Origin of the sequence: Arcicella rigui (assembly GCF_034929435.1) — a bacterium.
GTDB lineage: Bacteria > Bacteroidota > Bacteroidia > Cytophagales > Spirosomataceae > Arcicella > Arcicella rigui.
Genome location: NZ_JAYFUM010000029.1, coordinates 88,432 through 101,234, shown reverse-complemented (window position 1 = coordinate 101,234; position 12,803 = coordinate 88,432). Strand labels below are relative to the sequence as shown.

Annotated in this window: 15 protein-coding genes; 7 read left to right on the top strand and 8 right to left on the bottom strand. The window is 32.3% G+C overall.

Going from position 1 to position 12,803, the window contains the following annotated elements; translation table 11 throughout:
* Nucleotides 1–131: 131 nt before the first annotated feature.
* The gene (locus tag VB248_RS21015) at nt 132–695 is read left to right on the top strand and encodes a hypothetical protein (RefSeq protein WP_323298804.1); all 564 of its coding nucleotides are present in this window, start codon (nt 132–134) and stop codon (nt 693–695) included.
* A gap of 151 nt (nt 696–846) precedes the next feature.
* Here the strand turns inward: VB248_RS21015 and VB248_RS21010 are convergent, their stop codons facing one another.
* Complete coding sequence (locus tag VB248_RS21010) at nt 847–1,116, bottom strand: hypothetical protein (RefSeq protein ID WP_323298803.1); 270 nt, start codon at nt 1,114–1,116, stop codon at nt 847–849.
* A 106-nt stretch (nt 1,117–1,222) separates the two neighbouring features.
* Here VB248_RS21010 and VB248_RS21005 point away from each other — a divergent pair, with 106 nt between their 5' ends.
* The 4 genes from VB248_RS21005 to VB248_RS20990 all read left to right on the top strand — a co-directional run bounded on the left by VB248_RS21005 (nt 1,223) and on the right by VB248_RS20990 (nt 4,325).
* Nucleotides 1,223–1,582: a winged helix-turn-helix transcriptional regulator gene (locus VB248_RS21005; protein ID WP_323298802.1), complete on the top strand. Its 360-nt coding sequence runs from the start codon at nt 1,223–1,225 to the stop codon at nt 1,580–1,582.
* 51 nt (nt 1,583–1,633) lie between these two features.
* A complete protein-coding gene (bla, locus tag VB248_RS21000) occupies nt 1,634–2,392 on the top strand; it encodes a subclass B1 metallo-beta-lactamase (protein WP_323298801.1) in 759 nt (252 codons plus the stop codon).
* Between the two features lie 65 nt (nt 2,393–2,457).
* Complete coding sequence (locus tag VB248_RS20995) at nt 2,458–3,402, top strand: polysaccharide deacetylase family protein (protein WP_323298800.1); 945 nt, start codon at nt 2,458–2,460, stop codon at nt 3,400–3,402.
* A 92-nt stretch (nt 3,403–3,494) separates the two neighbouring features.
* Complete coding sequence (locus VB248_RS20990) at nt 3,495–4,325, top strand: Rpn family recombination-promoting nuclease/putative transposase (RefSeq protein WP_323298799.1); 831 nt, start codon at nt 3,495–3,497, stop codon at nt 4,323–4,325.
* A gap of 71 nt (nt 4,326–4,396) precedes the next feature.
* Here the strand turns inward: VB248_RS20990 and VB248_RS20985 are convergent, their stop codons facing one another.
* Nucleotides 4,397–5,179 carry a YdcF family protein gene (locus VB248_RS20985; RefSeq protein WP_323298798.1) on the bottom strand — a complete coding sequence of 261 codons (783 nt, stop codon included), beginning with the start codon at nt 5,177–5,179 and terminating at the stop codon, nt 4,397–4,399.
* Nucleotides 5,180–5,399: 220 nt separating this feature from the next.
* On the opposite strand from VB248_RS20985, the gene VB248_RS20980 reads away from it, so the two are divergent.
* Together VB248_RS20980 and truA are read left to right on the top strand one after the other, a co-directional pair.
* Nucleotides 5,400–6,833 carry a DUF4369 domain-containing protein gene (locus VB248_RS20980; RefSeq protein ID WP_323298797.1) on the top strand — a complete coding sequence of 478 codons (1,434 nt, stop codon included), beginning with the start codon at nt 5,400–5,402 and terminating at the stop codon, nt 6,831–6,833.
* A 41-nt stretch (nt 6,834–6,874) separates the two neighbouring features.
* Nucleotides 6,875–7,606: a tRNA pseudouridine(38-40) synthase TruA gene (gene truA / locus VB248_RS20975; RefSeq protein ID WP_323298796.1), complete on the top strand. Its 732-nt coding sequence runs from the start codon at nt 6,875–6,877 to the stop codon at nt 7,604–7,606.
* A gap of 80 nt (nt 7,607–7,686) precedes the next feature.
* Here truA and VB248_RS20970 read toward each other — a convergent pair whose 3' ends face one another.
* The 6 genes from VB248_RS20970 to VB248_RS20945 form a co-directional block, all read right to left on the bottom strand.
* On the bottom strand, nt 7,687–8,520 hold the full coding sequence (locus VB248_RS20970) for an Rpn family recombination-promoting nuclease/putative transposase (RefSeq protein WP_323298795.1): 834 nt from the start codon (nt 8,518–8,520) through the stop codon (nt 7,687–7,689).
* A 171-nt stretch (nt 8,521–8,691) separates the two neighbouring features.
* Nucleotides 8,692–9,414, bottom strand: a complete 723-nt coding sequence (locus VB248_RS20965; protein ID WP_323298794.1) for a DUF2490 domain-containing protein — start codon at nt 9,412–9,414, stop codon at nt 8,692–8,694.
* Between the two features lie 353 nt (nt 9,415–9,767).
* Entirely contained in the window at nt 9,768–10,178 is a 411-nt protein-coding gene (locus VB248_RS20960) for a hypothetical protein (protein WP_323298793.1), read from the bottom strand.
* Between the two features lie 258 nt (nt 10,179–10,436).
* A complete protein-coding gene (locus VB248_RS20955) occupies nt 10,437–11,006 on the bottom strand; it encodes a DUF4240 domain-containing protein (protein WP_323298792.1) in 570 nt (189 codons plus the stop codon).
* A 105-nt stretch (nt 11,007–11,111) separates the two neighbouring features.
* A complete protein-coding gene (locus VB248_RS20950; protein ID WP_323298791.1) occupies nt 11,112–11,735 on the bottom strand; it encodes an MAE_28990/MAE_18760 family HEPN-like nuclease in 624 nt (207 codons plus the stop codon).
* Nucleotides 11,736–11,738: 3 nt separating this feature from the next.
* On the bottom strand, nt 11,739–12,803 hold the full coding sequence (locus VB248_RS20945; RefSeq protein WP_323298790.1) for a DUF262 domain-containing protein: 1,065 nt from the start codon (nt 12,801–12,803) through the stop codon (nt 11,739–11,741).

The window sequence follows — 12,803 nt, the reverse complement described above, 5'->3', positions numbered from 1 at the left end:
CTTATCCATAAAAATGACAATTATTGTTCCTAAGTTATTTAAAGTTTTTTGTTGGGGCTTTGATTTTTTAAAAAATCAAAGCCCCAACAAAACTTACACAACTAAAGGGAGGGTGCCAAAATAATATTTTAATGAAGATACAATCATTTATACTTTTCTCACTTCTCTCAATTATGGCTTGCGAAAATCCAAAGAAAAAAGAAGTTCTGTTCAATGATTTTGATTTTTCCTACAATAATACATTTGAAACTTGTTTCTCAATCAAATTTACATCAGGAGACACTGTTTTTGTAAGGGAACACTGGACATCAGAGTATGATACCAAACTAAATAGTAATACCAATTATATATCAACCATCAAACATACTGACCGTATTAAGCTTGATAGCTTAATTAGAAATATTGATTTTTCTAAGGTTGACACACTTTACAATGAAGATTATGCCGATGGCATTCAATACAAATATTACATTAAAAATCAACATATTGAGAAAACGGTATTTGTACATAGTTATCATCATGTTCCAGTAGAGCTTGATAGTTTAGCCTTTTGGATATACGATTTAAAAAGTAATTTAAAGTTTAAAAAGATGAATACAGTATTGAATTTTGGAAGTGTTAGTAACTTTCTACCACCAGATCCACCACCGCCGCCTCCAATAGTATTACCTCAAAAGAGCATAATAAAGAACTAAATTTACATCCGTGGCTGTTCTCCCTAACAGTCTATTTGCCGTTGCCAGTGTCTCCACTGGCAATTTCTTTATCTTAATTATAGGAAAGAACTGTACATCCGTGGACTGGTCGGGTCGGGAGAACAGTCACGGATGTTAAATGAGAAAACAATTAGAAAATTTTATTAAGTTCTAAATAGCTGACTTTCTCGAAATAAGGGAAAAAAGGTAAGCCTTCTACATTTTTTACCACTTGTTCTAAATCTAAATCTTTGAAAATAAGGACAGCACCGTTTGTATCTGAATTGATAAAAAAGTTTTCTAAAATCCCTTCTTCTTGCCATTTCTTGATAAAAGGCATTTCCTTTTTCTTTAATTCATCAAAATCAACATCTTGATATTTGGCTGTAGTTTTGGTCGTTATTACTGCTATTCTTTTCATAATTTTTTAATGTTTTTGATAAAGAAACAAAATAAATACCTTTGACTTAATATTTAGGCTTAACAAGAAAAATGTAGATAGGCTAACATTTTAGACTAATGGAAATATGGTAGTTAGAAAGACAAAAGATTTTACTCCTGGTAATTGTCCAGTGGGATATTTTATGAATATAATCGGTGGAAAATGGAAACCGAACATTATTTATTTGATACGAACAGACAGAAATAGGTACAGCACTTTACTGAAAAATATAACAGAAATCAGTAAACAAACCTTAACCAATCAATTAAGAGAATTAGAAGCTGACGGAGTAATCGAAAGAATTATTTATCCTGAAATCCCTCCACGAGTTGAATACAAGATTACTCCCTACGGAAGTAGTTTGTTGCCAATTATTGATAGTATGTATCAATGGGCAAGACAAAATATGCCAGCAGAACTAAAAAGCTACTGTGATGATAAATAAATTATCTTAACTGAAAAATCTCTAATCAAAAATCTTTACTCAAAAAACAAAATGAAACCCTTTATCAAAATCCTATTTATCCTGCTAATCGCTTCCGTAAATTTTAAAAGTATTGCTCAAAAACAAGCGTTATTTAAACCCAAAGAAGTTTATAAATCCAAAGATTTAGTCATTACTCAGATTTCAAAAAATGCTTTTGAACATACTTCCTTTAAACAAACCAACGATTTTGGTTATGTGCCTTGTAACGGGCTTGTTGTTAGAAATAGCAATGAAGTAATTATATTCGATACGCCTACCAACAATAAAAGTTCAGGATTATTAATCAAATGGATTAAAGAAAAACTTCATTGTAAAATCAACGCCATCATTCCTACGCATTTTCATGACGATTGTCTGGGAGGATTGAAGGCTTTTGATGAAAATGGTATTCCTTCTTATGCTTATTTCAAAACCATAGCATTGGCAACAGAAAATAAGTATGTTGTGCCTAAAAATAGTTTTAGCGATTCACTTATGCTGAAAGTTGGGCATGAATACATTGTCGCAAAATTTTTCGGAGAAGGTCATACCAAAGATAATGTAGTAGGATATTTTCCGAGTGAAAAAATCATGTTTGGAGGATGTTTAATCAAAGAAGTAGGAGCAGGGAAAGGCTATTTAGGCGATGCCAATCTTGGAGAATGGTCAAACACGGTAGAAAAAATTAAAAATACCTATCCCCATTTACAAACCATTGTTCCCGGACATGGAGTGTTTGGAAATACCGCTTTGTTGGATTATACCATTCAGTTGTTTAAGAATCAGTAAATGAATCGACTTCTGGTTAAAGCGTTAGTTATACCTTTTTAAAAAATTGACAATAAAATACGGTAATGAAAACTTGGAAATTCTTATTGATGGTAACTATTTTGGGTCTGGTAATTTCTTTTGAAAGTGAAACCATTGCTCAAAGTAAAGAAAACACTAAGCCAAAAATATCTTTTACTTTCGACGATGGACAGATTATTGATATTGGGAAATACAAATTAAAAATGTGGAATGAATTGTTGCTCAATAATTTAAAAAAGCACAATTTAAAAGCTATTTTGTTTTCGTCAGGAGCTAATAAAGGAAATGAAAAAGGAAAATATCTGTTAAATTCTTGGAACAATGCTGGTCATTTAATTGCTAATCATACCTTTTCTCATGTGAATTTTAATAGCAAAAACACCAGTTTGGAAAGCTTTGAAGCTGAACTAATCCAAAATGATTTGATAATAAAACAATACTCAAATTTCTATCCATATTTTAGATTTCCATACTTGAAAGAGGGAAATACAAAAGAAAAAGTGGAAGGATTTAGAGCATTTATGAAGCAAAAAAAGTATAAAAATGGACATGTTTCGATTGATGCTTCGGACTGGTATGTTGATAGTCGGCTTGTAAAAAGACTTAAAGAAAATCCAGATGCTGATATAAATGGTTTTAAGAATTACTATTTAAACCATTTGCTAAATCGGGCATCGTTTTACGATTCTTTAGCCTTTCAACTGACTAATAGACGAATCAATCATGTAATATTATTACACCATAATTTAGCAGCGGCTTTATTCTTGGATGATTTGGTTAAACACTTTGAAGCCAATGGATGGGAAGTGATGGATGTAGATAAAGCATATAATGACCCAATATATAATGAAGTGCCTAACAACATTCCTGCTGGAGAAAGTTTGATTTGGGCATTAGCCAAACAATCAGGAAAGTTTGAAAAAGTATTACGCTACCCAGCAGAAGACGGTGATTATGAAAAACCATTTATGGACGCATTAGGGCTTTAATAGTTTGACAATGGCTCAAAACCCTAAAAAAGCTAAATTCAAAACTGCAATAAATTATTTGTAAATTTGCCTCATAATTTTTTACTAAAAAGATGAATGCGAAATATGTAAACCCGTTTACGGACTTTGGTTTTAAAAAAATATTTGGCGAAGAAGCAAGCAAACCGATGCTTATCGACTTCTTGACTAATTTATTGCCTGAAACTAATATCGTTGACTTGACTTTCAAGGACAAAGATAAACTTGGGCAGACAGAAAATGACCGAAAAGTAATTTACGATATCTATTGTGAAAATAGTTTAGGGGAAAAAATAATTGTTGAGCTTCAAAAAGCTAAACAAAACTACTTCAAGGATAGAACGGTCTATTATGCTACATTTCCCATTCAAGAACAAGCAGAAAAAGGAGACTGGAATTACCAACTAAAATATGTTTACTGTGTTGGAATTTTGGATTTTAGATTTGATGAAAAAGTAAAATTAGGTGAAGGAGAAGTAATTCATGTGGTTCAACTAAAAGACCAGAATAATAAAGTTTTTTATGAAAAGTTGAAATTTGTCTATTTAGAAATGCCCCATTTTATCAAAGATGAATCTGAGCTTACTACAAGATTAGATAAGTGGTTGTATTTCATAAGGCATTTAGAAAATTTCCAGTACATTCCAGAAATATTTAAAGACGATGTATTTATACAGGCTTTTGAAAAAGCCGAAATTGCCAAGTACAGTGAAGATGAACGTCATGATTATGAACAGAGCTTGAAAGTTTACCGAGATTTAAAAGGTGTAATTGATACAGCTTTTGATAATGGACAAGTTCAAAGAACGCTTGAAATTGCAAAAACAGGTAAACTTATGGGGCTATCAATGGAGGACTTAATCAAGCTAACGGGTTTAACGAGGAATGAAATAGAAAACTTGTAATATAAATTTTGGCTTGCCATTGATGCTATGACAAACTAAATTGTTATAGCATCAATGGCTAAAATCAAACCTCAACAATAGCCCAAAACTTTATAAACCATATACCCTAAAACTTCATGAATCAATAAATAGGCATCATAATAAGAGGCTTCGTTGGGAACGAGTAAACTGTTGATGGTGAATGTTCTCGCTCTTGAATGAAAGGCTGTACTGAACCCTTGACAATGAATACCTGCTTTTTCAAAACAACCTAAAGCTCTTTTTAAATGAAAAGCGGAGGTAAATAATAAGTATTTATTGCCAAATGTTGGGTTTTTGCGTAGGACTTCTGCTGTATAAATGGCATTTTCACGAGTATTGCGAGCTTTTCTTTCTAAAATAATATCTTCTTTTTTTACGCCTAATTCTTCTAAAAGTTGAGCTGTTTTTAAAGTCTCATCCGAGGCATCACTTCTGAATAATTTAATGGAAGTATTTCCGCCCGAAATCAATATTTTTTTCAATTTACCTTGTTTGTACAAACGTAAAGGTTGGATAAAACGGTCGGCGGTTTTGTCGGTGAAAATTTGGGCTTCTGTTCCTTCTTTGTTACTTATCATACCGCCCGTTAGGATAATACCTACATCGTATTTTTCTACGATACTTTCTGGTGTCGTTGCGGGTACTTCCCACAACAAAAAACCTTCGTTGACTAAAAAGTCGTTTCCAAAAAGAAAAATTATCACTAAAGTACTTTTCAGAAGTCTTTGCTTCAATACTGGATTTTTGGTGAGCAAAGCCCAAACAACCATAGCAATAGTAATGGGCAAAGGCATCAGTACATAAAAAAGTACTTTTGAGAGTAAGTAAAACATGGTTGTCGGGCTAAAATTTGAGCTTTTTCAAGTGAAAACAATGGAATGCTGAAAGCATTTTTGAAAGATAAATCATCAAGAAGGAATTATCAAAATATTCACAGATTAAAAATACTTTTACTTACGGCTTGCATAAAGTAACTTTGAAATTCAGATTCAATCATAATACCGCCAAAGGTCTGTCGTTGCAGATAAAAACTCAGCATTAAATTTTCAAACAATGAAAAAAAATACAGCTTTTTTACTCCTAACTTTATTGTCACTTTTCTCGAATCAGTTGTTGGCTCAAGGTTTTTCTATCAAAGGAAAAATTACTGGTTTGAAAGATACTACGGTTTTTTTAGCACATTATTTTGGTTATAATCAGCAGGTTATCAAAGATACGGCTCAGGTTGATGCAAAAGGTAATTTTGTTTTTCAAGGTGACAAGAAATTGCCAGAAGGTTTGTACTTAGTTTCTTTGCCAAAAGGAAGATATTTTGATTTAATTATTGGAAATCAAGAGTTTTCATTTGAAACTGATACGTCAAATCTTATCAAAAAAATGAAAGTGACGGGTTCTAAAGAAAATGAAAATTTCTTCGCTTTTCAACAAGGAATGTCGAAACATTTTGACGAAATGAAAGCTTTGGAAGCAGAGTATAAGCAAAAGAAATCACCCGCTTTGGAAGCTCAACTAAAGAAAGTACAAGCCGAAACGATGGATTTTCAGAAAAACTGGCTTAAAAATAACGAAAACCTTTTTGCAGGAAAACTCATCAAAGCTTCGCAAGAACCAGAAATTCCAGCCTTCAATCGCCCCGTAAAAACTAAAGTAGATTCTTCGGCTTTGTATCAGTATCAATACAATTATTACAAATCGCATTTTTGGGATCAAATAGATTTAGGCGACGACCGTATGATGCGTACTCCATTTTTACAAAAGAAATTAGAAAGATATTTTAATGATTTAACCGTACAAACTTCCGACTCTATCAATAAAGAAGCTGATTTCGTACTTTCAAAAGCAACCGCTCGTGATGTACGTAGATATGTGATTTACAAGATTTCGAGCCAGTACGAAAACCCTAAAATCTTGGGAACAGACGGTGCTTTTGTTCACATGGCAGAGAAATATTATATCGGCGAACCTTCTTTGTGGGATACTTCTACGGTAAGAAGAATGAAAGAAAGAGTGGCGATACTTAAACCACTTTTGATTGGAAAAGTAGTACCCAATATGTACTTGACGGATACTTTAGGAAGAGAGATACTTTTACCAAAAATTGCGGCAGATTATACAGTTTTATTTATTTATGACCCGGAATGTGGGCATTGCCGAGAGTCTGCACCAAAATTGATGAAAGCGTACCAGAGTATGAAAGCCAAAAACGTAAAAATCGTGGCGGCTTCGATAGATAGAACGCCTTCGAGATGGAAAAGTTTTATTCAAGAATTTAAGTTGCAAGAAATCATTAATGGGATAGATATTCACAAGAATCCGCAAACGGGCAAAGATGAGTATTATACCGATTTTAAGAATAGTTTTGACGTGTATGCTACGCCAGTGATTTATATTTTAGACAAAGACAAAAAGATAATCGCCAAACGTTTGCCTGTTGAACAGATTGAAGATTTTATAGATTTTCATAAGCGACAAACTTTGAAAAAATAATAATCAACCAACAGAGTTGGCTACAGTAACAGGATTTTTGAATGAGATATTTTATAGAATGTTCCTACAAAGGAACAAATTATTGCGGTTGGCAAGCACAGGAAAATGCAAAGACGGTTCAAGGTGAAATTGAAAAAGTACTGAGTATTTTACTGAGAAAGAATATAGAAATTACAGGTAGTAGCCGCACCGATGCAGGCGTACACGCCAAACATCAAGTAGCACATTTTGATGTAGAAACGGCTATTGCTAATCCAGAAAATACGGTGTATCGGATGAATAAAATGTTGCCCTTTGATATTTCTATTTTATCCATTTATCCTGTGGCAGACGATTATCATTCTCGTTTTGAAGCCACTTCCCGAAAATACGAGTATCATATTTCACGCAAGAAAAGTCCTTTTTTAAAAGATTTATGTTATGAATTTACGCCAGATTTGAACATAGAAGCCATGAATGAAGCCTGTAAATACTTTTTTCAATACATAGATTTTGAGTGTTTTAGTAAATTGCATTCACAAGTATTTACTTTTAATTGTACCATCATGGAAGCAAGATGGGAGCAGAGAGAAAACGGTATTTTAGTTTTTCATATTAAATCTAACCGATTTTTGAGAGGCATGGTTAGAGCCATCGTGGGTACACTCTTAGAAGTAGGGCTTGGCAAAATTAGCGTAACAGATTTCGAGAAAATCATTCAATCAAAAAACCGCCAAAAAGCAGGCGGAGCTGCCCCAGCTCATGGATTGTTTTTGATGGAAGTTAATTATTGAGGTGGACTAAAATAGATAAGTAATATTGGATTTTACTCGATGGCATGACTCAGTTCATGCCATCGGTGTATATATTGGTATTAGTTTTTTCTTGTTTTGTTTCTTAACTCTTGTATTTGTTCTATTGATAAACCTGTATCTTCGGCAATCTCTTCATTTGTTAAGCGGCGTTTAATAAGCTTTTTTGCAATTTCAATCTCTCGTTCTTCCACTGCCGTTTCCAAAGCACTTTTCATACCCCAATATTGAATAAGGTTTTCTTCGTAAATAGCTCTTTGTTCGACACTTAAATTAGCTAATTCCGCTGTTCCAAAGGCTTTTTGAAAAATTGGCTCGTTGAGGATGTTCGGGATGTGGTCAAAACTTTCTAAGTTTTTTAGAAAGTAGCACCACTTGTCGAATTTAGTCGCTAATTCGTTTTCTTTTTTGTTGAACAAAGGCATTTGCAAAAACTTGAAATGCAATTTATCAAAAAATATATCTCCGTCTTGGTCTTTCAAAGAAACATCACGTCTAAACTTGCGTATTTCTTCTGCTTCATCATATTCAAAATCCAGAATAGCCACAAAATAAATGGGTTCTAATCTAAAATTCCATTCACCTTGTTGTGCTTGTTCTCGAATTGGAAAGGTTACGTAAAACAAACTTCTATCTTTGAAGTATTTTACCTTAGCCTTTTGCATTTCAACGATAAATTTTTCGCCCGAAAGGGCTTTACAATGAATATCAAAAATGGCTTTTCTTTCTGTTGAAAAGTCTGCTAAATTTTCGGGATTACGAAAATTTAGGTCTGCAATTTGGTGATGTGGGGGGAGAAGCTGGTTCAAGAAATCAATGAGCAAGTCTTTGTTACCTTCCTCACCAAAGAGTTTTTTAAAACCAAAATCAGTATATGGATTGATGTACTTTGCCATTGTTATTTTTTGGGGCAATTTACAAAACTTCAATAGTATTATTCACTTTATTCAAGGGTATCTTCAAGAAAAAATACAGACCAATTGGTTATTTTCTGTATCATTCTCTCCAAAAATTCCCATCCAAGGCTGGTCTCCTGACCAGCCTCAGAAGTAATTGCTGGCGTTTTGTCAATTATCTTTTATGTCAGTGTCAGCAGTGTTATTGGTTGTTTGCTTTCTAAATATCTCAATGAAGTAACCAATTTGTAAAAAGTCTCTGCCTGTTTCATCATTTATTTTGTAGTCAAATTGGTGTAAATAGCCTAATTGCAAAGTTGTGGTTTTACTTGGTTTGTAATTTAAAGCCAATACTAATCTGTTCCTTTCAAAATAAGGTTCATTGTCTGTGAAAAACAGTTCATTAGTGGCACTAATTTGAAAAGGTTTATAATCCTTGTTTTCTTTCCCAAAAGGATAAGATAAGCCAAGTCTGTATCTAAATCTATTTCGATAGCCATTGCTTGTAAACCTAAATTCCGCTCTATATCGTTGCTCAATTTTCAATTTACCTATTGATTGATACACTACCATTTGTGGCCAAATTCTAAATTCATCATTATTTTTTGGCACAACAAAATCGCCACCTTCTTTATAAGTTTGATAACTTCCAGTACCGATGCTTAATGCTAAATTTTTATGTGCTTTGAAATTAAGGCCCCCTTTATATTCATAGTAATGGAAATCGTCATAGAATTTTAATGACCGTAATTGAGCTTCTCCAAACACACTCCATTTACTGTTTACAGCGTATTTCACGTTTAGGATGTTCCAACTGCCGAGGTCAAATTTTTGGGCAAAAGTATTGCCGATAGAAAGGTAAATTGTAAGTGCTGATAAGGTTAATATTTTCATTTAAATAAACTTCTATTTATCGCTTTTGTGGCTAAAAAGAGAAAATCATGAACAAAAAAATGCAAGAATGCTATTGTAAAGCTTTCATTATTTACTGTTTTGGCTGTACAAATAAATAATTTAATTCAATAACTACTCTCTCGTATTAATAGTTTTTATGCATTTGCTTGATTGAAGAATATTAGTAAATGTAAATTGTACTTGACCTATTTTGCATCCAATGTTACTGATGGCATGACTCAAAGTTATTTGAGTATTGTTCCATTTGTTAAACTTGGAGTAGAGAGGGAAATTGAGCGAGACGCTCATTTTGTTTTAGGTCTTAGGAAAACCTAAGACCAGTTGCAGTTATTTTATCCTTCATTTTTATTGAACAATTTTCGACCGTTTAAACCTATTAGTATAATTGAAACGATTAGAGGCCAAACCCAAATAATCCATCCTTCAAATTCTTCTATACTGAAAACCCAAGTCCACGCTCGTTTTCTGCCTGTGATTGTTGTAAATGTCACAGAACCAATAATCCCAAGAACCAATAATATAAATTTCAACTGGTACTTGTTTTCAAGTTTAGGTAGCAATGAAAATAATAAACCAAGATAGCCGCAAATACCAAATATCATTGATAAAACCATAGAGATTTCGACTAATTCTAAGGACAAGTTTATAATTAGGTCAGGCAAAAAAAGAAAGGTCAATCCTAATAGGAAAGTTGCAGGTAACAAACCAGAAAGAATAAAAATATTTTTAAAATATGTTTTCATTGCTTGTTGAATTTAGTGAGAATTATAGGTGTCAACATCAATAAAATTAGTCTTGCCGAAATTGCTGTCACGATTCAGTTTTCTTTGGAGTTTTCTCCAACGAATTGAGCGTTAGTAACAAACAAATGTAGTAGAATGCAAAGTAACGAGTTGCTTACGCCCGTGTTGTTGGTCTTGGCGACCCCGTGAAAACACCAACAACAGCGAAAATAAAACCTAAGACCAGTTGCAGTTTAATTATTGGCGACCTTTTTTTTCTTATGACCAACCATTTCCGTTTGAACACGTTTCTATGCAATGAATTGAGTTTCGTTCAAACTCTTCTCCGAATTTTTCTTCATATTGTTGATATGCTGAAAATCCAAATAATTCAGCTTCTAAGTCCATTGTTGCTTTGGAAGGTTCTTTGTCAATCATATCATAATATTCCTTACCCATTCCAAGTATAAAACATCTGCAATATAAAAAACCATCATCCGAACCGTCTGTATATTCATGAACGTCCTCCCTATCAATATTATAAAGCTTTTCTTCTAAAATGTGTATAAATGCAGTCAAGTCTTCTTTGCTTAGTTTTAGAAGTCTTTTATCATAATTTTCAAGGATTGTTTCTGAAAGTTCCTCACTTAGTTCTGCAAGTAAATCTTCTTCATTTCTTATCAGAGCCTTTGCTCTTTTCTTATTTAAACTTGGCGAGTCAGCCCAAGAGGATTCAATGATTTCCCAAAAAACAGTTTCGTTCATAAGTATATAGTTTTGTGTTGTATCAGTAACTTGATAGTAATCTTTACTAATTTTTTCTCGTAACAGTTTTTCAATTTCTTTCATACATTCCGTATTATCAGGAAATAACACCATTCTTGTAGTCAGAGACTTCATTTTATTATTGTTCCATTTGTTAAACTTGGAATAGCGACGGAAGTACTACTTTGTTTATGATTTAAAAGTCTCATTTACTTTCCCATTTTCAATTCTAACAAATATTTCTACCATTAAGTCATTAATAAGCATTGAAAACTCACTTAGATTGTCATTCTTAATCGGAATTGAAATTTCACCGTGAGCAATACTATTTCTAAAATGTAATAATTTTTTTAGTTTTTTTTCATAAGTCCCTTTAGGTAATTTTAATAGGTTGAATCTTTCAAGAATTTCATTAATTGTTTCAAAATCAACGTTAGATTTTGTTGGAATTTTTTTGGGTATTGTAAATTTATCTTTTGATTTCTTTTGATAAAACTCTATAAACTCTTTCTTTTTTGCAAAACTCATTCTTGGGTTTTCTAATGCTAACTTATCTTCAGTTGAAAATGAATGTGTAAACAAATTAATATGAATATCAGTTGGGTTTAATTCTAAACTATTAATGTAATCAATATATAGTTCAAAACTTTTTTTTACAAATCCTTCCCATAGAGCATATATAGACGGGACAGCATATTTAGTCAATAATTCTGAATGATGACTAAAAAGACGATACCTTACAGGAATGGTTTTTAAAGATGACAATTCTGCCATTCTCCATTCAATATCTAATTTTATATCGTTAGTAAACATATCCTATATATTTCCGAAAATTTGCTTGGCAAATTCAAGTCTTTTTTTAACTCTCATAACAGAATTGTTACCACCTGAACGCACTAATTTTTGATAGACATTATCGTTTTTAATTTCTTCAATTTTACTTTGAATTACTACTGGTTTAGCACTCCCGTAAAAATGAATGTTCTTTGAAATTCCTTGCATTGTTGTATCATAAATTGCTGTTGAAAATTCATTATTTTTGCTTCTGAAAATTTTGTAGGACAAGGGCGAAAGTATAGATACCGTTTTGTTAAATATTTGTCTATATTGAGTATAATTGAAATTTTTATTTTCTGCTGATTCTTTCATAAACATTGTCATATGCTGTGCTATGCTATTTTTTACAGTTTGGTGATTATATAGAGACATAAAACGTAAAACAAGTTCTTCCAAATACAACTCGCTTATTTGTTTTTCGCTTATGTTTATCAGGTTTATAAAATCTTTATTTGATGCTAGTTCTTTTAAGAAGTCATTGAAAGTTGATGAAATCTCCCTAAAGAGAGAATTTCTAATTTCTTGGTTAGTAAGAGGTGAGCCACCAGTATTTAGACGGTTAAATAATTCAAATCTTAGGTCATATTGGCTATTCCATTTTATTATTTCTACCCTGCAAGATGACCGTTTAATATTTAACAAAATTTTATTTGGTAAAGTATTACTGTCATATCCTTCCAAACTTTTTATTAAATCGCCATCACTAAGAATCCAATTATTTTTCTCTGGCATTGTTCTTAAATCTCCAAAAAAGGATAAAATTGTTGATAGTCTTTGAAGTCCATCAACAAGTTCCCATCTACCATTACTGTCTTCTGCTACAAAAATTGGTGGAATTGGAATACCAATAATAATTGATTCAATAAATCTCGTTTTTTGGTAATCTGTCCATCTGTAAAGTCTTTGAAAATCAGGATTAATTATTATTTCTTGCCTATCATACATACTCATAATTTCTCCAAATGACATATCAAGTTTATCTGTTTGTAGAGTATTTCTTCCTGTTTCAATGTCCTTTAGTAAAGTTTCTTCTGTTTGTCTCAT

Bases quoted from the DNA above. Each gene is read 5' to 3' on its own strand.
- VB248_RS20965 (WP_323298794.1), bottom strand. From the start codon at position 9,414: ATGAAAATATTAACCTTATCAGCACTTACAATTTACCTTTCTATCGGC.
- VB248_RS20985 (WP_323298798.1), bottom strand. From the start codon at position 5,179: ATGTTTTACTTACTCTCAAAAGTACTTTTTTATGTACTGATGCCTTTG.
- bla (WP_323298801.1), top strand. From the start codon at position 1,634: ATGAAACCCTTTATCAAAATCCTATTTATCCTGCTAATCGCTTCCGTA.
- VB248_RS20990 (WP_323298799.1), top strand. From the start codon at position 3,495: ATGAATGCGAAATATGTAAACCCGTTTACGGACTTTGGTTTTAAAAAA.
- truA (WP_323298796.1), top strand. From the start codon at position 6,875: ATGAGATATTTTATAGAATGTTCCTACAAAGGAACAAATTATTGCGGT.
- VB248_RS20955 (WP_323298792.1), bottom strand. From the start codon at position 11,006: ATGAAAGAAATTGAAAAACTGTTACGAGAAAAAATTAGTAAAGATTAC.
- VB248_RS21010 (WP_323298803.1), bottom strand. From the start codon at position 1,116: ATGAAAAGAATAGCAGTAATAACGACCAAAACTACAGCCAAATATCAA.
- VB248_RS20980 (WP_323298797.1), top strand. From the start codon at position 5,400: ATGAAAAAAAATACAGCTTTTTTACTCCTAACTTTATTGTCACTTTTC.
- VB248_RS20945 (WP_323298790.1), bottom strand. From the start codon at position 12,803: ATGAGACAAACAGAAGAAACTTTACTAAAGGACATTGAAACAGGAAGA.
- VB248_RS20970 (WP_323298795.1), bottom strand. From the start codon at position 8,520: ATGGCAAAGTACATCAATCCATATACTGATTTTGGTTTTAAAAAACTC.
- VB248_RS21005 (WP_323298802.1), top strand. From the start codon at position 1,223: ATGGTAGTTAGAAAGACAAAAGATTTTACTCCTGGTAATTGTCCAGTG.
- VB248_RS20950 (WP_323298791.1), bottom strand. From the start codon at position 11,735: ATGTTTACTAACGATATAAAATTAGATATTGAATGGAGAATGGCAGAA.
- VB248_RS20995 (WP_323298800.1), top strand. From the start codon at position 2,458: ATGAAAACTTGGAAATTCTTATTGATGGTAACTATTTTGGGTCTGGTA.
- VB248_RS21015 (WP_323298804.1), top strand. From the start codon at position 132: ATGAAGATACAATCATTTATACTTTTCTCACTTCTCTCAATTATGGCT.
- VB248_RS20960 (WP_323298793.1), bottom strand. From the start codon at position 10,178: ATGAAAACATATTTTAAAAATATTTTTATTCTTTCTGGTTTGTTACCT.